Raw genomic sequence first — 24,187 nt, forward strand, 5'->3', positions numbered from 1 at the left:
GCAAAAAAATGAACAAAGATAAAAGTTCAGATCAGAAAGTATTTGCCAATGGAATGAATGGTGAGCTGCTATAAAAGAAAGGCGCTTGCTCGACACATGCTCTGTATTTTAATCGAAAGGTGTTATGAACATGAATCATTTGCATCGTAGGATGGGAACTTTCGCTTTAATGATGGTAGGTCTTGGCTCAATCATTGGTTCAGGATGGCTCTTTGGTGCGTGGCGGGCTGCTCAAATCGCCGGCCCTGCTGCTATTTTGTCATGGTTGATCGGGATGGTTGTTATTTTATTTATCGCATTGTCTTATAGTGAACTTGGGTCGATGTTTCCAGAGGCAGGCGGAATGGTCAAATATACGCAATATTCACACGGCTCTTTTATTGGATTTATCGCCGCTTGGGCAAACTGGATTGCGATTGTCTCAGTGATTCCTGTTGAGGCAGTGGCCTCCGTTCAATACATGAGCTCATGGCCTTGGGAGTGGGCAAAGTGGACAAGCCATTTGGTCACAAAAGGGGTTTTGACGACTGAGGGGCTCATGGTGGCAAGTGTGCTGCTGGTGATTTATTTTCTGCTCAATTATTGGACAGTTGGGTTGTTTTCAAAGGCGAATACATTCATTACGGTTTTTAAAATCGTCATTCCAGGATTAACAATTGGTGCGCTCTTATTCGTAGGTTTTCATAGTGAGAATTTTACTTCTGGAACAAGTATTGCGCCGAACGGCTGGGCGAGTGTGCTGACAGCTGTCGCAACATCAGGGATTGTGTTTGCTTTTAATGGCTTCCAAAGCCCGATTAATATGGCAGGAGAAGCGAAAAATCCAGGGCGTTCGATTCCAATCGCCATTGTTGGATCGATTTTGATTGCAACGGTCATTTATGTGCTGCTGCAAATCGCTTTTATTGGGGCTGTCGATCCATCAATGATTGTGAATGGCTGGGGGCATTTGAATTTCAACTCGCCATTTGCTGACCTTGCCATTGCGCTAGGAATCAACTGGCTTGTCCTTATTTTATATGCAGATGCGTTCGTTTCTCCTTCTGGAACAGGGATTACGTATACGGCGACGACGTCTCGTATGATTTATGGGATGGAAAAAAACAAGTACATGCCGAGTGTACTTGGTCGTCTGCACCCAATTTATGGTGTGCCTCGTCCAGCGATGTTTTTTAACTTAGGCGTATCGTTTATCTTTCTGTTTTTGTTTAGAGGATGGGGGGTTCTCGCTGAAATTATCTCTGTGGCGACCTTGATTTCCTATTTGACAGGACCTGTGACAGTAATGACGCTGAGAAAGACGGGCACAGATTTATATCGTCCACTGCGAATTAAAGGACTCAGTATCATTGCTCCGCTTGGTTTTGTCTTTGCATCATTGACACTGTACTGGGCGAGATGGCCGCTGACGGGTCAGGTGCTGTTCATTATTCTTATCGGTCTGCCAATCTATTTTTACTATCAAGCAAAAGCGAAGTGGAAGGGCTTTGGCCGTCACTTTAAAGCAGGTGCTTGGATGGTTGTGTATTTGCTTGTGATGATGACGATTTCTTGTCTCGGCAGTGATAAATTTGGCGGGTATAACGTCATTCATTATGGCTGGGATATGGCGCTCATTGCAGTTGTGGCGTTGTTATTTTATATGTGGGCACTCAAAAGTGGATTTGAAACAGAGTTTTTAGAAGATGCGAAAAAAATTAATGATGAACTGCGTGCTTCTCAGAAAGAAGCCGCCTCATCTAAGGAATAACGGAAGGGCTGCCTGAATACTGCGGGCAGCCTTTTTATTTGGATAGATGATGCATGACATGCTGCTTTAGCCAAGTGGTAACGCCGTGTAGAACGGTGGCTGTTACAAGACAGATAAGCGCATATCTCCATAGCTGATCTAAGCCTTGTCCACTAAGCCAAAAAACAATACCTAGAATAAAGAGAGTCAGAATGAACATGAATAAAAAAGATGCTGACCAGAAAAAAGCCTTCATCGAAGGTCACCTCCTCGGGGTATTGGTATTGTATGCAGGCCGAGGGAGGATCAGACCAGCAAGAAAGAAGTGAAAATATCGTTAAATCTATTTCAAAAGTCAGATAAAAACGCCAAGTGATTTGACAGTTGTGTTAAGATGAGAGCATATTTTGAGTGTAGATGGCTGGTTATAGACGGAGGTGTTTGGAGATGCAGATTCAAAAGGTTCTAAACAATAATGTCATTAGTGTGATAGATGAACAAGGAAAAGAAATCGTCGTCATGGGCAGAGGCATCGCTTTTCAAAGACGTCCCGGCGACCCGGTGGACGAGGCGTTAATTGATAAAGTGTTCCGCCTAGAAGATCATTCCGTACATGAGCGGATGAAAATGCTGCTTCAAGAGGTTCCATATGATGTCGTCAAGGTGACCGAGGAAATGATCCAATACGCACATACAAAGCTGAACCGAAGATTAAACGAAAGTCTGCATGTATCGCTGGCAGACCATATTCATTACGCCATTGAACGATTAAAGAAAAACCACTTGATTGAGAATTCGCTGATTTGGGAGATTAAACGTTTATACAAAGATGAGTTTCTCGTGGCGAAGGAATGCCTTGAGATGATTGAAGATCGTCTTCATATTGAACTGCCTGAAGATGAAGCGGGCTTTATTGCCATGCATATCATTAATGCAGAGCTCAATGAAGACATGAATACAACGGTCAATATCACAAAAGAAGTGAATGCCATACTGACCATTGTGAAATATCACTTGAACATGGAATTTGATGAAGACTCGCTCAACTTTTATCGTTTTCTCACACATTTACGCTTTTTCGTACAGCGTCTCATCAACGAAACGTTACTCGTCAGTGAAGATCAAGATTTATATCAGCTGATTAAAGTGAAATATCCGAAGGCGTACGAATGCGCAAAGAAAATCGCGGAATATGTGTATCAAACATATCATCGCGATCTAACATCAGAGGAGATGCTCTATCTATCGATTCATTTGAATCGACTCATCAAACGAGAAAAATAAAGATAGAATTTTAAAAGAAAGCGTTGACATCATAAAAAGTGAGTGGTACTATTTGCTCATAAACATAAAAGAATACGGTTTCACAATGATCGTCTTAGAGGATTGTGACTGTTCGGCAGGCAAAACCTAAACGTTCACTGAAAAAGCGCAATAGCAAGTTGCGACTATTTTTGGTGCCCGTTTAGGTTTTTATTTTGCCTAAAAACGTATTTTTTTGAAAAAAAGGGGGTTTTTGTATGAGTCATCGTCAATTAGCAGAAGACATTATCAAACATATCGGGACAGAGAAAAATGTTCATTCATTGGTTCACTGTGCCACAAGACTTCGCTTCACATTAAATGACAGATCAAAAGCAGATAAAGCGGCCATTGAAAAATTAAATGGTGTGGTGACTGTCATGGAAAGCGGCGGCCAGTTTCAGGTGGTCATTGGCAACACCGTACCAGAGGTATATCGAGAGATTGGAGAGTTTACGAATCTATTAGAGGATTCCACTTCTTCATCTGCTAGATCAAGTGAAGAAAGTACAAGTCTTTTTGGAAAATTCGTCGACATTGTTTCTGGAATTTTCACACCGCTTCTAGGTGTCATGGCGGGTGCCGGTATTTTAAAAGGACTTCTAGGCATCTGTATCAATGCAAAATGGTTATCTCCTGAAGATACGTCGTATCAAATTTTATTTGCCGCATCAGACAGCTTGTTCTACTTCCTGCCGCTGCTGCTCGCATTCACTTCTGCTAGGAAGTTTAAAGCGAATCCATTTGTCGCTGTGACGATTGCAGGTGCACTGATCTACCCGACTATTCAAGAGCTCACAAAAGGCGGCGGAGATGTGTCGTTCTTCGGCATTCCGGTTGTCTTAATGTCTTATACATCAACGGTTATCCCGATTATTTTGGCAGTGTTTGTGATGGGATATATCGAACGTTTCTTTAACAAAGTCATTCATGAAAGTGTGAAAAACTTTATTACACCACTGATTTTACTGGTCACGGTCGTTCCACTGACACTGATCGTATTTGGACCATTTGGTGTGTATGCAGGGAACGGAATTGCAGCCGTCCTGCTGAAAGTATTCTCCTTTAGCCCTACACTTGCCGGTGCTTTAATTGCGATGGCATGGCAGGTTCTTGTCATCTTCGGTATCCATTGGGGGCTTGTGCCAGTCATTTTAAATAATATTGCGGTTCATGGAAAAGATCATATTAAGCCGGCCACTGCGCCAGCTGTATTTTCACAAGCCGGTGCTTCCATCGGTGTTATGCTGAAAACAAAGAACAAAAAGCTGAAATCATTAGCTGGATCGACAGCGGTTTCTGCTGTATTTGGAATTACAGAACCTGCTGTATACGGCGTCACACTTCGTTTGAAAAAACCATTTATTGCAGCGGTTATCTCTGCCGGTGTCGGTGGTGCCATTATCGGTTATTCACAAAGTATTGCGATCGCGTCAGGTCTTCCGAGTTTACTGACACTTCCGATCTTCTATGGTCAAGGATTTACAGGATTCTTAATCGGAATTTCCGTTTCATTTGTCCTTTCAATCGTCTTAACCTATTTGATTGGATTCAAAGATCCTGTGGATGAAGAAGATGCTCCTGCAGCTAGTTCTGCACCAGCATCTGAAAATGAACATGGTGTCAAAGCAGCTCATGTGAAAAGTCCTTTATTTGGCAAAGTCATCAAGCTAGAAGAGGTGCAGGATAAGGCCTTCTCATCTGGCGCTTTAGGTAAGGGCGCAGCCATTATTCCATCAGAAGGCAAGCTGTTTGCACCAGTAACTGGAGTCGTGACAACGGTATTTCCGACAGGACATGCATACGGTCTCACCTCTGAAAGCGGAGCAGAAGTACTCATTCATATTGGACTGGATACTGTACAACTTGGAGGCCGTCATTTTACGCCGAAGGTTGAGCAGGGCCAAGCCATTACAGAAGGTGAACTACTTGCGGAGTTTGATATTGAGGCCATTCAAGCAGCAGGACTGTCTGTCACAACACCTGTGATTATTACCAATTCCGGTGAATTTAGCGATATCATTGAGACAGAAGAAAAACAAGTGACACCAGGACAATCATTTTTACACTTAGTTTAAGAAAAGGGAGGACATAATCATGAGATATTCAACACTAGCACCATTTCCAAAAGACTTTTTCTGGGGCGGATCGACTTCCGCCTATCAAGTAGAAGGTGCGTGGAACGAGGATGGCAAGGGACCTTCAGTCATTGATATGAGAGAAAGCTATCCTGAAGGAACAACTGATTTTAAGGTAGCCAGCGATCACTATCATCGATATAAAGAGGACGTGAAGATGTTTGCAGAAATGGGCTTGAAGGCTTATCGTTTCTCTATTGCATGGACACGTATCATTCCAGATGGAGATGGGGAGATCAATCAAAAGGGAATTGACTTCTACCATTCTCTCATTGATGAATTGCGCCGCTATGACATTGAACCAATTGTGACGATGTATCACTTTGATTTACCTCATGCGCTTCAAGTGAAAGGCGGCTGGTCAAATCGTTCGACAGTCGATGCGTTTGAACGTTATGCGGAGGTTTTGTTCCAGGAGTATGGCGAGAAGGTAAAATATTGGCTGACGATTAATGAACAAAACATGATGATTTTACATGGATCAGCTCTAGGTACACTGGATCCAAATTTAGAAAATCCGAAAAAAGAACTATATCAGCAGAACCACCATATGCTTGTGGCACAGGCGAAAGCCATGACGCTTTGTCATCGTTTGCTGCCTGAGGCGAAAATCGGACCAGCGCCAAACATCGCCCTTATTTACCCGGCATCTCCAAAACCTGAGGATGTCATTGCTGCGGCTAATTACAATGCGATCCGCAACTGGCTATATCTTGATATGGCGGTATTCGGTCGTTATAACAACCTTGCATGGGCATACATGAAGGAAAAAGACATTCTTCCTGTGATTGAAGAGGGAGATATGGATATTTTGAAAAGTGCAAAACCAGACTTCATTGCCTTTAACTACTACACATCTCAAACGGTTGAAGCGAGTAAAGGAGATGGCAATGATGAATTTGCCCGCGGCGGAGATCAGCATTTAAAATCTGGTGAAGATGGCGTCTACAAAGGCGGCAACAACCCGTTCTTAAGTAAAAATGCATTTGGCTGGGAGATTGACCCTACCGGTTTCCGATCAACGATGCGTGAGATTTACGACCGCTATCAGCTGCCTCTTATTATTACGGAAAACGGACTAGGCGCTTTTGATAAGTTAGAAGCGGATGGATCGATTCAGGATGATTATCGAATTGATTATTTAGAAAAACATATTGAACAAATCAAATGGGCGATCACTGACGGTGTTGAGGTATTCGGGTACTGCCCGTGGTCAGCCATCGACTTAATCAGTACACACCAAGGCTGCTCAAAACGCTACGGTTTTATCTACGTCAATCGTGACGAATTTGATCTGAAAGACCTGAAGAGAATTCGGAAAAAGAGCTCTTATTGGTATGAAACATTGATCGAGCAAAATGGAGAGAACATCGGGAAGTAACAATTTCACACTAAAAAACCCCTAATTTTTAGGGGTTTTTTTCTCTTCATGACTTGTAACTATATCAACTGGATGTATCAAGTTTTCATCATCATTATCCTCATCAGTGTAAGGCATAATAAGTGAATCCAATTCTTCCTTATCATCAACTAAAGCAACGTAAGTTGTATAATCCTCTAAATCTGATGGAAACAATTCAGCTTGACCAACATTACTTTTCAATGCTTGGTCAATAGCACTCTTTAATTCAATTAAACCCTCACGATTACCAATAATATAAGAATCCATATGCCAACTTTTTTGTGCATATATATGGCAAATCTTATCTCTATCTTTCATTATCTCATTACACCCTTCCTGAAGAATTTAATTGATTATGTGCCAACACGCCAACCACATAAAACGTCAAACGTCTCTTTGGCTTTTATGGCGTCTAACAGCTTTTTATCTCTTTCAAGAAGACTGCTTTGTATGTATGCTTGCTGTTTTTTCAACTTGCTGGAGTTTACCGATCACATCTTACTCTCTACTATCATTATACCCCGAATTTAATCTCATTTATAGACTGTTTTCCGCCCGCATCAGCCCGTATACTGTTATACGCAAGTCAAAAACGATAAGGGATGTGGCTGTATGAATGACAAGAAAGATGTTTTAGATCCTGGGCCGTTTTTTCATGGGACGAAAGCGGAATTGAAGATTGGGGACCTGCTTGAACCGTTGCATTTATCCAATTATCAGGATAAACAATCGAACCACATCTATTTCACCGGAACATTAAATGCAGCCAAATGGGGAGCTGAATTAGCCCGGTCTGATGCAAAAGAGAGAATTTATGTTGTAGAACCGACAGGCGAGTTTGAAGACGATCCGAATTTGACTGACAAAAAATTTCCCGGTAACCCGACCCGTTCTTATCGATCGAAATCCCCTTTGAAAATTGTCGCAGAATTAGGTGCTTGGGAAAGACATTCCGATGAAGAAATCAACCATATGCTGACGTCGTTGAAAAAGTTAAGGGAAGAAGGAAAAAATGTCATATACGATTGATTCGTATGTGAGGAATAGATGAATAAAAGGCCGCCCGATTTCACTTGGGCGGCCTTTTGTGCTATTGAAACAGGACATGCATTAGCTCATCAAATGTCCTTGCATGTGTCAAGGAGTGAAGGCGGTCAGGACTGTCTAATAAATCGACAGCTTGTTCAAAAAATTGATTCATGCAGGCAGCGTCATCTTTCTGAATGGCTAACAAGAAAATCAGAGATACTTGATCGCCCTGCCAATCAATTGGCTGTTTCAATCGTGCAATTGCCACGCAGGAGGTGCCTTCATTTGTGATGAGCGGGTGAGGCATTGCAATCCCCTTGCCAAGATAGGTCGATGACATTTGCTCCCGCTCCAGCACGGAGGAACGAAAAGAAGATGAAACAAGCTGATACGCCTCCAGCCGGCTGCAAAGCGTATCTAATACCTCTTCCTTGCTTGAAAGGTCCACATCCAACAAGGTCAATCGTTCTTGGAAAAAAGCCATCAACTCCTGCGAAGGGGCACCGTGTCCGTTTAACAGGTGAATGACCTCACTCACACGCTGGACATCATGATGTTCAAAAAAAGCATTCACTTGAATGATTGGTTTCCCCTTTGGTGCGAGAGGTACGGTTGTAATAATCACATCACATGGCAAAGTCGTGCTAAAAGCGTAATCCTGATAAGAATAAAGCTCAACAATCTCAAGCTCATGTTGAAAGGCCGCCTTCAATTTAATTTCAAGTAGCCGTGCCGTTCCTAGTCCAGATCCGCATACAATAATGGCCCTCTTTTTTTGTGAGGTGTCAAGATGACTTCTTTCAAATGAAGCAGCAATATGTAAGGCAACATATGCCGCCTCATCTTCATTTGGCGTCCGCACCAGCTGTAAGGCATTGAGTCCGCTGACGGCCAAATCAAACGGATAAGGGTAAGATGTTTTGATCTCATGCAAAAGCGGATTTTGTAAAGACACGCCGTATTGAATTCGATTTAATAATGGCTTCATATGCAGCATCAAATCTTGACGCAGGATATCGTCATCTACAAAACGATGACTGCTTGTTTTTTCAATATGGTGGAGAAATCGTGTCACCGCCTGACGTACTTCTTCTGTTGTTTGGTGCTCATCGATTTCTTTCCACGTTTGATTCGCTAAGAGATGCATCACCAAGTAATCTGTTTCATCCTCTGATAAGGTGACATGAAACGTGTCGCTTATTTGATGAGTGATCTTTTGAGCGATTCTTGTTAACACTTGCGGTCTTTGTGTATGAGTGGTACTGGCGGGTATTCGCTGTTTTTTTTGCGTTTGTTGAATGGCAATCGCTAAGTGAATCACTAAATTCTTTAGGGCAATATCTTTAATGAGCAGTGATTCTTGATATAGATTTGTCAGCACAATAGATCGAATGGTTTCAAGTGAAATGTCAGGGAAATGAAGCTGTTCCCGCTCAGTTATATGAGATAGGGCGGGTTCTTCTTCAAGCAGTAAGTCTGCGTAGCACGTCCTTTTTTGCAATTCGTCTCCGTCTACTTTTAAGCCAAATCCAGGCTTTGAGACAAGGGTCATACCGTAACGGGCTAACAGCTCCCGTCCTTTTTTTAAATCACTGCTGACTGTCATACGGCTGATGAACAATTCTTCTGCTAATTGATCAATTTTTAAGTAGTCTGATTGAAGCAATAGTTTTCTCATCATAAATCGTATGCGCTCTTCTGGCATGACGGGTACGAGAGAGCGGGCAGGAAGCTTTTGCTGATGGAGCCAAAGCAGGAAAGCGTCTTGGTCACTTGTTAAGAGCGTATACCCTTTCCCGCGGATGGTCTTGATCATGGCTCCAGCTTGTGTTAACAGCTCGTTTGCTTCTTTGATTAGATTGCGGATGGAACGGTCAGATAAGCGAAAAGAGGCAGTGAGCTCCTCCAGCTTCACGAACCCTTTCGTTTCAAATAGCCGCTGAATGAGCTGGTAGGTTCGAGTATCTGCCGTCATCATCATTGCGCCGCTCCTTGTTCCTTTAAGGCATCAGCTCCAAGGGCGAGGGCTCCCATTAAACCAGATAATCCGTCAAAGGATGGCTTTGTGACGATTTCATTTAATGGCTTTGGTAATTGTAAATAATCATGAAGCCGCTTGTCTGTTTCTTCAAGGATGAGCGGCAGCAAGGCCGGCTGTTTCATGACACCTCCACCCAAAATAATGCGTTCTGGTGAAAGGGTGAGTAATAAATTTGCGGTCATTTGCCCAAGATAATAAGCTTGAAGTGACCAGGCAGGGTGCTCCTCTGGCAGCATTTGTGCCAATGTATGATAGCGGCCTTCTATGGCAGGTCCCGATGCTAGTCCCTCTAAACAATCATGGTGGATCGGACAGCAGCCCCCATAGGTGTCATGAGGGTGGCGCTGAACGGTGATATGTCCCATTTCTGGATGAAGCAGTCCGTGAATGAGGCGGTTTTCAATATAGGCACCGCCGCCGATTCCCGTCCCAACCGTGATATAGATCAAGGAATTTGGTCTGTCTGTTTCTGTTGAAAAACGAGCTTCACCGAGCGCCGCACAGTTCACATCCGTATCAAGCTTCATAGGGAGACCGAGTGCTTGTTTTAAGGTTGAGAGTAATGGAAATTGGCGCCAAGCTGTTTTGGGTGTTTCGAGAATCGTTCCATAGCTGGGGCTGTGTTCTTTTACATCGACAGGTCCGAATGCGCCTATGCCAATCGCATCAACTGGATGCTCTGTAAAGTATTCGATCACTTGCCGGCATGTTTCTTCTGGGTTCCCTGTTGCAAAGGAAGTCATATGTTCAATCGTTCCGTCTGTTGTTCCGTAGCCGCAGACAAATTTTGTACCGCCTGCTTCGATGCCTCCAATTCGCATGATCAATGCCCTCCATTAAAGAGGGGCGGAATCCAAATGGATCCCGCCCCTACATGTTCATTTTTTCTTTACAATGTAGGTTTGTACCTGACAAGGTGTGAGCGGTTCAATGTGTAATGATCCATGTTGTGCTTTCAGTATATGTCCTTCAGGTGTTTCGCCTAAATTCGCTGTTTCTCCATGTTGTAGAGATGAACTATTGATTGAAGCGGCTGTTTGACGTGTTAAATATGGATTGAAGAGACGAATGACAATGCCTGTTCCATGCTCTTCCTTTTTCAAAGCGCTTAGAACGGCCCCGTCTGTCTCAATGTCAAGCAGGCTATAAGTAGATTGTAAGTCTTCTTTTTCATCTCGGAAAGAGAAAATTAAACGACCGTTTAAAAAGTCTGCCCGCTCGTAGCACTGAACCGGGGTGGTGTAACGTTTAGCAAGCTGAGCCAAGTGTTCTTCACTTACCGCTTCTTGGCTATAGTGCATGCCAAAGGAGAATGATAGCGATCCTTGAAGCTGGGCATCAGGTGTTTCCACGATTTTTTCTCCAGAAGCCCGGCCGGGACGGTAAAGAAGGTTTTCTTTCCCCATTTTTCCGAAACAGCGGAAGAGTGTGTAAGCAATGGTTGTGTAGCCCGCGCCTGTGATTTGGTATTCTCTGACGCAGTCCGTCAAAAGAGAGATACCATATGCTTCATCGCGAAGTGCAACAAATGATTGCATCGGTTCAATGGTAATCGGTTTTTCTTCCCAATGCTCATTGTTCCACCATTCTAGTTCTTGCGTCAGCTCCGTTGGACGTTCGATGGTGCCAAACTGTTGATCGCTGAGTGATACGTTTGATGCAATACCTGTATCAAAGAGTACCCGTAGACGGTGGTCTAGCGCATGGTTGTCCACATTCACATGAAAACGGATGACCGCTTCATCTTTATTTAAAGCCACCTTCGCTGTGATCGGGAGGGAAGTCGTCACCTTTTGCTCCGAACGTTCCTCTAAATCATATGGGACAGTCAATTGAAGCTTGATGGTGAGCTCTTCCTGTAAACTGCTTTTCGATACGGTAATGTCTGCTGATGAGATATCTTTAGATGATACATAAAGATCCTCACGCGGTGGTGAATAGTTATAAGAATCCCCATCATCTCCGTTGTCTTCAAAGATCATTTGCTCAGAGAACGTTCGTCCAGTCTGTTTATCCGTAATTTCTAATGACCCATTGTCATTTGCTGTAATGCGGTAAAACGTATTTTCAATGACACGGCCTTCTGTTTTTTCCAAAATGGATTCACTAGATTCATCGAAAACCATGCTGACTTGTGTATAACCAACGGATGGCAAGTCGACTGCTTCAATGAGTAAAACAGCTTTCCAGACTTGCTTTGGCATGTACACCTCTTTGCTTGGGTTAAGTGAAATCTGCTGTGCTAAGACATAATCTGTCACATCGGTTTTGCTTTTGACTGTGTAGTGAAGAGTTCGTCCATTAGCGTCTTTTAGTGTAAATGGACGTTCTGTGATAAAGGTTTCGACTTCAATGACTTCAGAGCGCTTTGAAGGCAGTGTATTAAATAAAGTGAACGTGATTTCTTGCTCCGTTTGCAGCCGGATGGCGATGAGACGCATGTGTAAGTCCACAAGATTCTCGGCGATTTCCTTTGCCTGTTTATAGCGGAAGAAGACATCTTGATTCGTCGTATCACTATTACAGCCGCCAATGCTATCATGCGCTGCATTTTCAAACATGAGGTACCAAATATCACGCACCGTGTCATGCGGATAGTCATGTCCGAGTGAATAGCTGATTGTAAGGATCGGCTCCATCACATTGACAAGATAGTTTTCAATTTGATTGTTTAAGATTTTCAAATCTGCTCTTGTTGAAAAAATAGACTTATGAATCCGCATATGCTTGGCATGAATGAGCTCTCCTTCTAATGTCTCAAAAGAAGTCCGCTCTTTTTTCACTGCTGCAATGTAGTCTTCTAAACTGCTGATTTGATAGTTATGCTCATCTATTTCATTGGCTTTTTCTAATAAGTCAGGCAGGTTTTTACGAATAGGCGCTTGGTCAAAGCCATTTGGGAAATAGACATTCTTTGTCGTGGCTTTTGCTTGCAGCGCCCCGATTTTTTCAGAAAGAAAGGCTTGCAGGTCTTCATCCTTTTCAGGAATATTTCCTCCGTAGTAGTAGCCAAATGGCAGATTCACTGCAAACACTTCACTGCCATCAGCCCCGCGCCAATTAAATTCTGTGTGATTCGTCATATGATCAGAAACGCCGCGCCAAAAGGCTGTGTCGACAATACCAAAGCCTTGATAAATTTGAGGCATTTGTGCAGATTGACCGAAGGAATCAGGGACATAACCGACCTTCATGACATGTCCAAACTGCTGACAGCGCTCAATCCCATATTGCAGGTTCCGTACAATCGATTCCCCAGAAATCACGAGCTGATCCGTTTGTGTATACCATGGACCGATGATGAGGCGTTTTGCTGTGACGAGCTGTTTGATTCGATCCTCATCCTCTGGGCGCCATTTCAAGTAATCATCTAGCAAGGATGCTTGTGCATCGAGCATGAAGTAATGGAACCGTTCATCTGTTTCGAGGGTGTCCAATATGTCCATTACGCTTTTCATTAAGTAGATACGGGAGCGGGAGGTGGTAAAATACCATTCCCGGTCCCAGTGAGTATGTGGAATCACATGTACATTGACAGTCATTGTGTAACGACACCTTTCTTTGTTCAAATTATCCTTCTAGCACAAGGTCAAAATCATCTTCTTCTTTCTGCTTCTGATCATGTTCTGGCTTTTGGGGTTCTTTTTTCTCAGAGAAGTTCACAAGTAGGTTGGCACCAATTCCAATAACAAGTGCGCCAGTTAGCGCGCCGATTAAATATGCCCACCAGTTTCCTACTGAGAAGAATCCGTAGAGTCCGCCAATTGGCGGCATGATGTCATGGACACCTAATAAGGCAGCAACCCCGCTTCCAGCAGCACAAGCGACGACATTCAGCGGAATCAATTTCAAAGGATTGACGAGTGTAAAGGGAATGGCTCCTTCTGTAATCCCGATAATCCCCATCACAAGACCGCCTCGTCCGGCTTCTCTAAACGTAGGAGAGAAGTTGCGTTTTCGAATCAATGTCGCAAGCCCGTATCCAAGCGGAGGAATGACAATCGCGATATTGACGAGAATGGCAGGAAGATAGACACCTGATAGGAAGAGCGCGTTACCAGCCATCCAAGCTGATTTATTCACTGGGCCGCCAAGATCGAAGCCAATCATTGCGCCTAAAATGAGAGCAAGTGCGAGTGTACTTGTTCCATCTGCCACCATGCCTTTGATCCATTCAATTAATGCGGTGTTCAAAGCCCCTAATGGACCGCCTAGCAGAACGGACATGAGAAGTCCGGTTAAGCCAACAGTAATGAGCGGTAAGATGAGCAGAGGGACGAGTCCAGCTGCGGAGCCTTGAATTTGAATTTTTCTTTTCACAAAGAGAGCGACATATCCGGCAAAGAAACCTGCAATGACGGCGCCGATAAAACCAGCATTTGTTGAGCTGGCAAGAGCTCCGCCGATAAAGCCGGCCGCAAGACCAGATTTATCCGCAATCGAATAGGCAATAAAGCCAGCGAGCAGTACGTTCATTAAGCCAATGCCTGTCCAGCCAACCTGTTCCATCAAATAGGCACCATGTAAAATGCCGCCTGCATCTTTATAGGCGTTTAAATCTGACACACCAAAACCTAACCCGACTAGTTTGGCTAAACCAACGATAAGTGAAGCTCCGATGATCACCGGAAGAATATAAGAAATACCGGTCATGAGGTGGCCTTCAATGACTTTTAATTTTGCTTTCATTCTGCTTTGCTCCTTTCTATATGGCATTGCTCTTGTTTATTGGGATTCAGATTTTTTCTTTTCAACCAGCGCAACGGCTTTTGTGATGATTTGCTCGGCATTTTTTAGGGCGCGTCCGATTTCGACACGAACAGTAGGAATACCTGAGAAGCGTTCAGCGTCGTTAATATGCTGATTGGAGGCGATAATGCAAAGGTCTGCCTGCTTGGCTTCCTCTGCTGTAATGCCATTCACCTGTCCCATAATTCCTTGTTGCTCGATTTTAATCTCGTGTCCAAGCTGTTTACCCGCATTCTCTAATGCTTTTGCTGCCATTGGTGTATGAGCTAACCCTGCTGGGCATGAAGTGACACCGACAATTTTCATTGTGTAATCCCCTCTTTCAATTGTTGTTCAATGACTTCGTAATAATAGTCTGCTGTTTGACCGGGTTGAATCTTTTCGATGAAAGCAGGCTCCATTAAACTTGTGGCAATGCCAGACAGTAATTTGAGGTGTGTGACATTGGCCTCTTCTAGTGGAACGAGCAGTGTAAATAAATAGCTTGTTGGCAAATCGTCGAAGCTTCCCCAATCAATGGGTTGTTCAAGTTCTAAAAAGAGAAGTGAAGCCGTTTGAACAGCAGAGCTTTTTGTATGAGGAATCGCAAAACCTTGCTGAAGTCCTGTTGAGACTTCGTCTTCGCGTTTCAACAAATCTGTTAATAACCCTGACTGATCATCTGTAATGTGAAGGTCTTCAGCTTTCTCTGAAATGTATTGTAAAATCTCATTCTTTGATCGACCGTTTACTTGTGTAAAAACATGATCTTTTTGGAACAAGCTGATCCCTTCTCTCTTGTTTGTTAAGCGCTTACAATTTGATTGTAATGTACTTTTCGATATGGTTAAATAGCATCATTTTCCGTTTGAAATGGCAAAAAGTTTATGAAGCGATTAGACTAGCCATCTGAATATCTCAAATCCTAGCTTAAAACGAGTTTAATTATGTCAAAAATAGATTCTACTAAAAGGGATTCTGTGATATTCTTCCAAGGTATTGTAAAAGATAAGGGGGTCTTTTCATGTTTAAAAAGCAGGTCAAATCCTGTGTGGTTGTACTCATGGCCATCATTCTATGTATGGCTGCATTACCTGGGTACGGAGCATCAGCAGTTAGTAAAGGCACAAGTGTCAATGAAGCCATTGGGTTGAAAGATGGTGAAGTCATCTCAGGTACATTACAGAATGAAAAAGAAGAGTCATGGTACCAAATCACGCCATCTGCAGATGATGTGGCAAAACATACACATATGCAAATTTCTGTCAAAAGCAAACAAGTGTTATCTGTATCGGTCTACCCAAGTAAGGATAGAGCGATAAAGGATGACACTTATTCGAGATATCGTGTGGACACAGCAAGTGGAGAGACAGAAATCAACTTCCCGCATGCATGGTCAGGTCCTTACTATGTCAAAGTGCTGTATTTAGGTTCAGAGGAAGACAGCCGTGATGAGGAAGAGGATGCAGCATATACAATCGGGTATAAAGGTGCGAATCTTCCGCCATCTGAACCGATTTTCCCTGAAGAAGAAGAACCAACGATCATCATTATTGAGAAAAAGCATGGACGTGAAATTCTTCAATCCATTCGTACGATCGAAGACAAACGATTCAATGAAACAGCCGATGGTCAGAAGCTTACACGTCTGCTACAAAAAACAAAGCCGTTTCTCAAATCTAAACTCATCAACAATCAAAAAAAGCAGCAAATGGTGTACAATCATTTGCTGACATTAAAATCATTGCTAAATGACGTAGAGAAAAATGGTGCATTCAGCGGTCATATCGTCACAGAGAAAGAGCAACAGGCGATCCGTTCCCTTTTTGATATGCTCAAAGAGGCAAGTCCAGCCTATTTAAAAAAGGAATTAGAAGCAGTGGGGCAAAAAGTAGGAATCGATCAGCTTGAAGGAAAATCGATCGGTTATGTATTAGAGAAACAAAAGCTTGTTCCAGAAGAAAAGGTCAACACAAACAAAATCATCTTTAAATTAAAGGATGGACAAACGCTTCAATCCGCAAAAAAGAAAATGAAAAGCTACGGAATTCAAGAAAACCGTGTGACATCTCAATCAGTAAATCCTTTATTTAAAGGAATGTATGTTTATGATGTACCGGCAGGGCAAGAATCGGCTGGCAAAACGCTTAAAGCAGGCAAAGCTGTGATCAAAAGCACGGCGAGAAAGCTTTCTAGTATGCCGAATGTTGAATTTGCAGAGCCTGTACAAACGTATCGTGCGCTCAGCAATGACGCGCAGTATGGTTATCAGTGGCCGCTGAAAAACAGTGCGCAGAACAGTGGGAAAAAAGGCGCTGATGTGAAGTTTGAACAAATGAATACATTGATTGGCACAAGCAAAATGAAGCAAACGTTAATCGCTGTTGTGGATACAGGTGTCGACAGCCGTTTGTCCGATTTAAGCGGGACGGTTCGCACAGACTTAGGTGCCAATCTCATTGGCCGTAATAAAGATGCAATTGATGACAATGGCCATGGTACCCATGTGGCAGGTATCATTGCAGCAAAAGCCGATAATCATTACTCCATGGCAGGGCTGAATCAACATACAGGTATCATCCCGGTCAAAGTACTGGATGCGTATGGAAATGGAGATACAGAGCATATTGCTCTTGGCATTAAACATGCAGTGGACAAAGGTGCAAAGGTCATCAACATGAGCCTTGGCGGCTACTACAGCAAGGTCATTGAATATGCGATGAACTATGCTGCACAAAAAAATGTATTAGTGGTAGTGGCGAGCGGAAACGATGGCATTCCAGAAATGGGTTATCCTGCGACTTCCAAGTACGCCATGGCAGTTGGTGCAAGCAATCGCATGGATATTGCCGCTGAATTCTCAAGCTATGGGAAAGGATTAAGCGTGTCTGCACCAGGGTCTGATATTCCAAGCTTAATGCCTGATGGGAATGTTTCATACCTAAGCGGGACATCAATGGCTACACCGTATGTTGCAGCAGCAGCAGGATTACTGCTTTCTAAAAATCCAACCCTGAAACCAAATCAAGTGAGAAATATTTTACAAAATACAGCGGATGATATTTCATTTAAAGCTGTTGATGGAACAGATGACGTTTTCTATGATGAAAATGACGAGCCTGTTGTCGATCCGAAAATTCCGGGTATCGATTGGATGACAGGACATGGCAGACTCAATGCTTTTGCCGCGTTAAGTGCTGTTGAATTAAACGCATCAGTTAACAAAGTAGAAGATCAGCATCAAAAGGTGACAGGAAAGGCGAAAGCCGGCGCTGCCATTTCTGTGTATAGAGGCAAAACCCTGCTTGGAAAAGGCACGGCAAGCAAAAAGGGAACCTTTAGTGTGAAGATCAAGCATCAAAACAAAAATAAAGTGCTTCACATCAAGATATCAAAAGGGAAGGCTGCAACTTCTCTTAAAACGGTCGTGAAAAAGGGCAAAGCGCCAGCTAAGCCAAAGGTGAATCGAGTAACAGTGAAAAGTAAAACGGTCAAAGGAACTGCGGGTGCAGGCTTGACGATCAAGGTGAAGAACAAATCAAAGAAAGTCATTCAAACGGTCAAAACCAATAGCAAAGGCGCATTTACGGCTAAAATCAAGCCGCAAAAAGCCAAAACTGTCTTGTATGTGACGGCTTCAGATGTGAGAAAAAGAGAAAGTAAAGCAGTGAAAGTTGTTGTGAAAAAATAGTCTTGTAGCTTCCCTTTTGAATAAAAAGGGAAGTTTTTTGTTTTTTACTGGAAAAATGACAATAACTGTCGATAGTAATATAGTAGGAAAAAAAAGGAGGATTTATCGATGAAAAAAATCATGTTTGCTTTCTTTCTATCATTGCTTCTCGTCTTCCCAAGCTTTGCACATGCAGAGGAAACAGGAGCAGTACCAGCATCCGTACAAGTAACAGGCGTCACAGCAGCAGACGGTGGTATGGTCAATTACGGTTCTGGCAGTAAATATCGTGTAGGTTCATATTATCCAGCTACTTTTAAAGGAACATTAAAGGACACAAGTGGTCAACTCATGGCGAATCAGCCAATTCAGCTTTATTTTGAAGCAGCAATCAAATCATATGCTCAAACAGCGACAGGTACAACAGACGAGAATGGACAATTTTCACTAACGATTCAAGTTCCTGCAGGTGCAGGCTACCGTACATACAATAATGCAGGCTGGTCTACACATTACTACGATATCGTTCCAGTGACTTTCACTTCAAACGACATCACGCTATCTTCAAATGTGACAAGTGTGTACCATTTGGCATATACATCACGTTACTAATCTGCTAGAAGAGGCGACTTGGCGCAAGCTCTGTCGTTTTCATAGAAAAAAGGATGTCAGTTAGTGACATCCTTTTTTGGAACAAACAAAAACCCTGGTGCTATACACCAGGGTTTTCTCGTTTTTTCTGAATCCATGTTGTCACGTAATAGGCAGCATAGCAGAGTGCGATAAAAGGGATACCGCAGATAAGAGCAATACGCTGATTTGGATCAAAAGCAATGCCGATCACAGATGCAAGGCATAGGAGAAAGGCAGCAATCGGAACCACCGGATAGAGCGGGGTTCGGAAAGATAAATCATGAAGTTGTCCGCCATCCTGTAAGAATTTTTTGCGAAACATGAACTGTGAAGCTGCAATTCCCATCCATACAACAACAACGGCGAGTCCAGAGATTGAAACAAGAACCAGATACACCGTTTCAGGTGCGATGACACTCGATAGCAAAGAGAGAATGCCCCCAATCATACTCAAAATGAGTGCATTCAAAGGAATTCCCTTTGACGTCAATTTTGCCAGCTTTTTAGGTAATGTTCGTTCTTCAGAAAGGGACCATAGCATGCGAGATGAGGCGTATAGCCCTGAGTTTGCAGCAGATAAAATCGCTGTCAGAATGACAAAATTCATGAAATCTGCCGCATAAGGAATACCGATGCGGTCAAATACCACAACGAAAGGACTTTTGATCACCCCGGCTTCTTCTACTGGAATTAAGCCGGCTAAGACCACGATCGTTCCGACAAAAAACAGGACAAGACGTAGCACAGTCGTGCGAATCGCCCGGGGAATGGTCTCATCTGGATTGACACTTTCGCCCGCAGCAATCCCAATCAGCTCAGTACCCGAAAAAGCAAAATTAACAGCCAACATGGTCATTAAAATCGGTAAAAAGCCGTTTGGGAAGAGACCCCCATCTCCAGTGAAGTTAGAGAAGAACGGAGCGGCCTCACCGCCTTTTAGTGGAATCAATCCAAACATCGCGGCTCCACCAAGGATAATAAAGAGAATAATAGCCATGACTTTAATGCTAGAAAACCAAAATTCCGATTCTGCAAAAAACTTAACTGTAAAAGCATTGAGTAAAAAGATGAGAAGTGCAAAAACACCGCTCCACATCCAAACCGATGTGTCCGGGAACCAGCGCTGCATTAAAAGACCTGCCGCTGTAAATTCTGAACCAAGTGCCACGGTCCATGTCAGCCAATAAAGCCAAGCCACTGTATAGCCAGTGCCGGGCCCAATGTATTTTGTTGCATATGTGTGAAAAGCGCCTGTAACCGGCATTGCGACTGACAGTTCACCTAAACAGAGCATCACGAGGTACACAATTAATGCCCCAACCAGATAAGCCAAAATCGTTCCCGCAGGTCCGGCCTGATTGATCGTATATCCTGAACTTAAAAAGAGTCCTGTGCCAATCACGCCACCTAAAGAAAGCATGAACAGGTGACGGCTTGTCATTTTTCGTTGATATTGTTGTGACTGATCTTTTGCTTGTTCCATGTCTTCCCGCCCTTTTGCTTAGAAGTATGTGTGTTGAGTCATGATGCTACGATGTTGCTTGTTTTAAGATATCGGTAATATCCTCTGGTGTCGTCCGGCAGCAGCCGCCGATGATTTGTGCGCCGTCTTTATACCATTGCTGCGCACATTCACCAAATGTATGGTGAGACGTATCTCCGCTCCAAACCTTTTCTTCAGGATCATATAATTCCCCTGAGTTCGGATACACGACAATCGGTTTGCTCGTCCCTTTTTTCATCTCCTGAATGAGAGAAGACATATATTGCGGTGGTGTACAGTTTACGCCAACAGCAGCGATCTGCTCATATGGCTCGAGTGCTTGTACACAGTCTCTAAGTAAATCTCCTTCACTAATGTGCCGACCATCCTTTGCACTAAATGTAATCCACGCATATACACCGCTGAACTCATCCTCCAGCAGTTTAGCGATGGCGATTGCTTCAATGAGACAAGGGATGGTTTCACAAGCGAGAATATCTGCACCAGCCTCTACCAATGCTTGAATTCTTGGTCTGTGAAAATCAATGAGCGCCTGTTCTGTGAGTCCGTAATTTCCCTTATATTCTGAACCATCAGACAAATAAGCGCCGAAGGGCCCCACAGATCCAGCGACAAATGGTTTTGCCCGCTCTTTACGTTGTGTCTCATCCTGCCAAAACTGCTCGCACGCTTCTTTTGCTAACGTGACAGATCGTTTCATTAATTCGATGGCTTCTTCTTTTGTATAGCCTTTTTCAGCAAAGCCATCAATCGTCGTTTGGTAGCTGGCTGTTGTTGCACAGTCAGCACCTGCTTGGAAGTAGTCCAAGTGTACTTGCTGAATCAATTCTGGCTGTTCAATGAGGATTTTGGCTGACCATAAACTGTCGTTTAAATCACAGCCCTTTCGTTCAAGCTCCGTTGCAAGTGCACCATCTAAAATCAAAGGTGTGTGAGCCTGTAAACGGCTTTGAATAGGATTCATATAAATCAAACAGCCTCCTTTGTCGATCGGAAATAATGGATATGATATGAGGCAGTAGTTTAAATGACTAAAGTGTTTTTGTCAAGGAGAGGAATAAGCATCATACGACGGAAAAACCTTGAAAACATGCGGGTTTGAGTGCATAAACATACAGTTGAAATAATAGAAAACCAAGTCATTGACAGCCTCTAAAAAGAGATATATATTATGGAAAGGTTCATTTCAGAAAGCTTCATCAAAAGGCGCCGTCTTTTGATTTTTATTTTGTCCAACGACTGTCTTCTTTCGTGCAGAAAGAGGGTTTTTTATATGCTTAAAAAAGGAGGAAAGAAGAAATTGAAAAAATGTGTAAAAGATATTGCAATGATTCTAGTTGGTTCTTTTTTATTTGCTGCAGCTGTGAACATGTTTGTCATTCCACTTGAGTTTGGTGAAGGCGGCGTAACGGGGCTGTCCATCATTTTCTACTATATGTTTGAGATTGCGCCGTGGCTGACAAACCTTGTGTTGAATGCGATTTTATTACTTGTGGGGTATAAATACTTGGACAAGAAGACCACGATCTACACAGTGGTAGCTGTCGCAAGTAACTCTCTATTTTTACATTTGACCACTACATGGGTGGTGAATGTCCATGAATTGATCATTGGTTCTATTTTCGCAGGGATCATCATTGGTATTGGCATTGGTCTTGTTTTAAGAGCGGGCGGTACAACAGCGGGATCTGCCATTCTTGGGCGAATTGCGAATAAGTATCTAGACTGGAACGTGAGCTACGCCATCTTGTTCTTTGATCTGATCGTTGTTTTTGCTTCTTACTTTATTATTGGTGCGGAAAAATTAATGTTTACGATTGTGATGCTGTATGTGGCGACTAAGGTGATGGATTTCGTCATAGAAGGGCTTAACACGAAAAAAGCAGTGACGATTATTTCTTCATGCAAAGATGATATTGCCGAAGAAATCAATCATACCTTGGATCGGGGCGTGACCATTTTAAACGGTCGCGGTCATTATTCGAAGGAATCGAAGGAAATTCTCTATGCAGTCATTCAAAAACAGGAGCTGATGCGTTTAAAGAAAATCATTAAGAAAATTGATCGAGACGCATTCGTTGTTGTCCATGATGTGCGTGATGTGTTTGGAGAAGGATTTGTGAATATATAAAAAGTAAAAAAAAGACACCTCCACTATAAAGTGGGGGTGTCTTTTCATATGTTGAGTGATCTTATGTTTAAGGGACTATTTTTTCAAGGTATCATCTTTCTTCTCATTACTTTTCAGAAAGAAAAAACGTATACACTCAGAAATGGCGGCTCCCACCACAAACAGGATGATGGGTGTAATGGTAAAAGGTTGTTTGAAGATGAACAAATACACGATATAACACAAAGTTAGTGTAATGACTAAAGTGAGATAATTACTCCACATTTTTTTCAAGGTCATCAGCTCCTCGTTTTTTAAGGTCTACCATTATTCGGTATTGGTTGGGTTGAAAAGAACTAGCCACTTTCAGCCGTTCTCATCACTTTAATTCGAGTTGAGTGTTCGTAAAACTTAGTATGAAGTTCATAAGGATAAGCCATTGTGAATGAACTTCTTAATTCCATACAATTCAGCTTATCCCTTTAAAATAAAGAGATTAAATGAGTTGTTTCCTATGATATTCGTTCCTGTGTATGTTTGTTGTCTACAATAGACACACGCTAGATTTATCTTGATCAGGTGAAGCCTTGAAGAAAGAGAAACTTCCTGAATGAAAATTTATAGGGACGTTGAGAGTGAAAAGTTGCAAAAAATACCTCTTGTAACATCATACTATGTATTGTATAGTATAAATGGTTAGGAGTTGTAATCATGAATGCACAATTAAAAAAAGGTTTACTTGAATTCTGTGTACTGGCGGTATTAAAGAAAGGCGATTCCTATGGTTATCAAATGATTAAAGATATGTCCCATTGTATTGAGATTTCAGAATCGACATTATATCCGATATTAAAGCGGTTAGAGCAAAACAATTATGTGGAGACCTATTCACAGGAACATAACAGTCGATTAAGAAAATACTACCGGATGACAACAAGTGGCCGTGAGCATATGGCACAGTTTTTAGCGGAATGGGATCAAGTGATGGCGATTTACGACTTTATTTCTGGAGGACAGGGCAATGAATAAAAAAGAATTTTTAGCTAGCTTAGAGAAGCACCTGCATCGTCTAGGCGAAAAAGAAAGTGATCGGTTCATCGAGTATTACGATGAAATGATCGAGGATTATCAGGAAGATGGCTACAGTGAACAGGAAGCAGTTCATCAAGTCGGTCAGCCTGCCATCATCGCTGAAGGAATTTTGAAGGAACAAGGAATCAAAACCATTCAGGTGCCGACGTTTGGAGAAAAAGCCACAAGGCTCTCCATCCTCATTTTAGGCTTTCCGTTATGGGGCAGCATTCTCGCAACAGTATTCCTGCTGATTCTTTCTGTGTATATGGTGATTTGGTGTGTTCCACTCGTGACAGGTACAATGACGCTAGTTGGTTTGCTCGGTGGTTTTTGGAGTATCATTGGTTCTCCATTTATTTTTCAGGATGGTTTGCATGTGGTGGTGACGCAGATCGGAGTTGGGATTCTTCTATTAGGTGTCGGATTATTAAGCGGCATAGCCACGGCGTATTTAACAAAGCTATTTGTGCAAGTGACTGTTCAAACCACTAAGGCATTCATGGGAATGTTTAAAAAGAAGGTCGTGAGAGTATGAACGTGAATGATTTAAAAAAGCAATGCATCAAATGGGGGATCATCTTCACCGTTGCCGGAGGAATTGTCATGGCAATTGGTTTTGGACTTTCAGGCTTTGACCTAGATGCATATCAAAATAATGACCAGTACAATGTGTTCCGCACGATCAATTGGAGCAAGCCATAAATGAAAGACCCGCTTATGCGGGTCTCAGCGTGTAGACAAACCCTCAAATTCGGTGTCAGTCCTGCGCTTCGGTGCTCACGAATGTCAAATTCGCTCCGCGCCGATGCTCGTCCTTCCTAGACTGC

General features: G+C 42.8%; 21 protein-coding genes. 11 read left to right on the forward strand and 10 right to left on the reverse strand.

Annotation, left to right across the window (positions count from 1 at the left end; translation table 11 throughout):
- The first annotated feature begins 130 nt into the window (after positions 1-130).
- Entirely contained in the window at positions 131-1,750 is a 1,620-nt protein-coding gene (locus ACTJJQ_RS13155; RefSeq protein ID WP_024719047.1) for an APC family permease, read from the forward strand.
- A gap of 34 nt (positions 1,751-1,784) precedes the next feature.
- Here ACTJJQ_RS13155 and ACTJJQ_RS13160 read toward each other — a convergent pair whose 3' ends face one another.
- The gene (locus ACTJJQ_RS13160; protein WP_035390601.1) at positions 1,785-1,985 is read right to left on the reverse strand and encodes a hypothetical protein; all 201 of its coding nucleotides are present in this window, start codon (positions 1,983-1,985) and stop codon (positions 1,785-1,787) included.
- Between the two features lie 191 nt (positions 1,986-2,176).
- Between ACTJJQ_RS13160 and licT the strand changes: the two genes are divergently transcribed.
- The 3 genes from licT (at position 2,177) to ACTJJQ_RS13175 (ending at position 6,550) form a co-directional block, all read left to right on the forward strand.
- Positions 2,177-3,013, forward strand: coding sequence for a BglG family transcription antiterminator LicT (gene licT, locus ACTJJQ_RS13165; protein WP_008343858.1), 837 nt, complete (start codon positions 2,177-2,179; stop codon positions 3,011-3,013).
- A gap of 236 nt (positions 3,014-3,249) precedes the next feature.
- Positions 3,250-5,109, forward strand: a complete 1,860-nt coding sequence (locus ACTJJQ_RS13170) for a beta-glucoside-specific PTS transporter subunit IIABC (RefSeq protein WP_440600267.1) — start codon at positions 3,250-3,252, stop codon at positions 5,107-5,109.
- 19 nt (positions 5,110-5,128) lie between these two features.
- Positions 5,129-6,550, forward strand: a complete 1,422-nt coding sequence (locus ACTJJQ_RS13175; RefSeq protein WP_008343856.1) for a glycoside hydrolase family 1 protein — start codon at positions 5,129-5,131, stop codon at positions 6,548-6,550.
- A gap of 21 nt (positions 6,551-6,571) precedes the next feature.
- On the opposite strand, the gene ACTJJQ_RS13180 is transcribed toward ACTJJQ_RS13175, so the two are convergent.
- Complete coding sequence (locus tag ACTJJQ_RS13180; protein ID WP_035390595.1) at positions 6,572-6,889, reverse strand: hypothetical protein; 318 nt, start codon at positions 6,887-6,889, stop codon at positions 6,572-6,574.
- Positions 6,890-7,183: 294 nt separating this feature from the next.
- On the opposite strand from ACTJJQ_RS13180, the gene arr reads away from it, so the two are divergent.
- On the forward strand, positions 7,184-7,600 hold the full coding sequence (gene arr, locus ACTJJQ_RS13185; RefSeq protein ID WP_041508172.1) for an NAD(+)--rifampin ADP-ribosyltransferase: 417 nt from the start codon (positions 7,184-7,186) through the stop codon (positions 7,598-7,600).
- A gap of 61 nt (positions 7,601-7,661) precedes the next feature.
- On the opposite strand, the gene ACTJJQ_RS13190 is transcribed toward arr, so the two are convergent.
- The 6 genes from ACTJJQ_RS13190 to ACTJJQ_RS13215 are packed head-to-tail and all read right to left on the reverse strand — an operon-like array spanning position 7,662 to position 15,151.
- Entirely contained in the window at positions 7,662-9,581 is a 1,920-nt protein-coding gene (locus ACTJJQ_RS13190; protein WP_440600268.1) for a BglG family transcription antiterminator, read from the reverse strand.
- Complete coding sequence (locus ACTJJQ_RS13195) at positions 9,578-10,462, reverse strand: ROK family protein (RefSeq protein WP_440600269.1); 885 nt, start codon at positions 10,460-10,462, stop codon at positions 9,578-9,580. Before ACTJJQ_RS13195 ends, ACTJJQ_RS13190 begins: the two co-directional genes overlap by 4 nt.
- A 57-nt stretch (positions 10,463-10,519) precedes the next feature.
- On the reverse strand, positions 10,520-13,183 hold the full coding sequence (gene mngB, locus ACTJJQ_RS13200; protein ID WP_440600270.1) for a mannosylglycerate hydrolase: 2,664 nt from the start codon (positions 13,181-13,183) through the stop codon (positions 10,520-10,522).
- A gap of 28 nt (positions 13,184-13,211) precedes the next feature.
- Positions 13,212-14,330, reverse strand: coding sequence for a PTS fructose transporter subunit IIC (locus ACTJJQ_RS13205; RefSeq protein WP_017358746.1), 1,119 nt, complete (start codon positions 14,328-14,330; stop codon positions 13,212-13,214).
- Positions 14,331-14,366: 36 nt separating this feature from the next.
- Entirely contained in the window at positions 14,367-14,696 is a 330-nt protein-coding gene (locus ACTJJQ_RS13210) for a PTS fructose transporter subunit IIB (protein WP_007498438.1), read from the reverse strand.
- Complete coding sequence (locus ACTJJQ_RS13215; RefSeq protein ID WP_008342176.1) at positions 14,693-15,151, reverse strand: PTS sugar transporter subunit IIA; 459 nt, start codon at positions 15,149-15,151, stop codon at positions 14,693-14,695. The genes ACTJJQ_RS13210 and ACTJJQ_RS13215 overlap by 4 nt, the downstream gene beginning before the upstream one ends.
- A 242-nt stretch (positions 15,152-15,393) precedes the next feature.
- Here ACTJJQ_RS13215 and ACTJJQ_RS13220 point away from each other — a divergent pair, with 242 nt between their 5' ends.
- Together ACTJJQ_RS13220 and ACTJJQ_RS13225 are read left to right on the forward strand one after the other, a co-directional pair.
- Positions 15,394-18,060 (forward strand): S8 family serine peptidase, encoded by a 2,667-nt coding sequence (locus ACTJJQ_RS13220; RefSeq protein ID WP_440600271.1) that lies wholly within the window; start codon positions 15,394-15,396, stop codon positions 18,058-18,060.
- Between the two features lie 108 nt (positions 18,061-18,168).
- Positions 18,169-18,651 (forward strand): hypothetical protein, encoded by a 483-nt coding sequence (locus ACTJJQ_RS13225; protein WP_007498435.1) that lies wholly within the window; start codon positions 18,169-18,171, stop codon positions 18,649-18,651.
- Between the two features lie 100 nt (positions 18,652-18,751).
- Here ACTJJQ_RS13225 and mmuP read toward each other — a convergent pair whose 3' ends face one another.
- Both mmuP and mmuM read right to left on the reverse strand, forming a co-directional pair.
- Complete coding sequence (mmuP, locus tag ACTJJQ_RS13230) at positions 18,752-20,155, reverse strand: S-methylmethionine permease (protein ID WP_008342173.1); 1,404 nt, start codon at positions 20,153-20,155, stop codon at positions 18,752-18,754.
- Positions 20,156-20,201: 46 nt separating this feature from the next.
- A complete protein-coding gene (mmuM, locus tag ACTJJQ_RS13235) occupies positions 20,202-21,140 on the reverse strand; it encodes a homocysteine S-methyltransferase (protein ID WP_025206672.1) in 939 nt (312 codons plus the stop codon).
- 336 nt (positions 21,141-21,476) lie between these two features.
- Between mmuM and ACTJJQ_RS13240 the strand changes: the two genes are divergently transcribed.
- From ACTJJQ_RS13240 to ACTJJQ_RS13255, 4 genes are all read left to right on the forward strand, one after another.
- The gene (locus ACTJJQ_RS13240; protein WP_025206673.1) at positions 21,477-22,307 is read left to right on the forward strand and encodes a YitT family protein; all 831 of its coding nucleotides are present in this window, start codon (positions 21,477-21,479) and stop codon (positions 22,305-22,307) included.
- 690 nt (positions 22,308-22,997) lie between these two features.
- Complete coding sequence (locus tag ACTJJQ_RS13245) at positions 22,998-23,315, forward strand: PadR family transcriptional regulator (RefSeq protein WP_440600272.1); 318 nt, start codon at positions 22,998-23,000, stop codon at positions 23,313-23,315.
- Positions 23,308-23,895, forward strand: a complete 588-nt coding sequence (locus tag ACTJJQ_RS13250; RefSeq protein WP_041091193.1) for a DUF1700 domain-containing protein — start codon at positions 23,308-23,310, stop codon at positions 23,893-23,895. The genes ACTJJQ_RS13245 and ACTJJQ_RS13250 overlap by 8 nt, the downstream gene beginning before the upstream one ends.
- Entirely contained in the window at positions 23,892-24,062 is a 171-nt protein-coding gene (locus ACTJJQ_RS13255; RefSeq protein WP_017360401.1) for a hypothetical protein, read from the forward strand. The genes ACTJJQ_RS13250 and ACTJJQ_RS13255 overlap by 4 nt, the downstream gene beginning before the upstream one ends.
- Positions 24,063-24,187 lie beyond the last annotated feature (125 nt).

The sequence above is a fragment of the Bacillus sp. 22483 genome (genome assembly GCF_052044605.1).
Taxonomy (GTDB): domain Bacteria; phylum Bacillota; class Bacilli; order Bacillales; family Bacillaceae; genus Bacillus; species Bacillus altitudinis.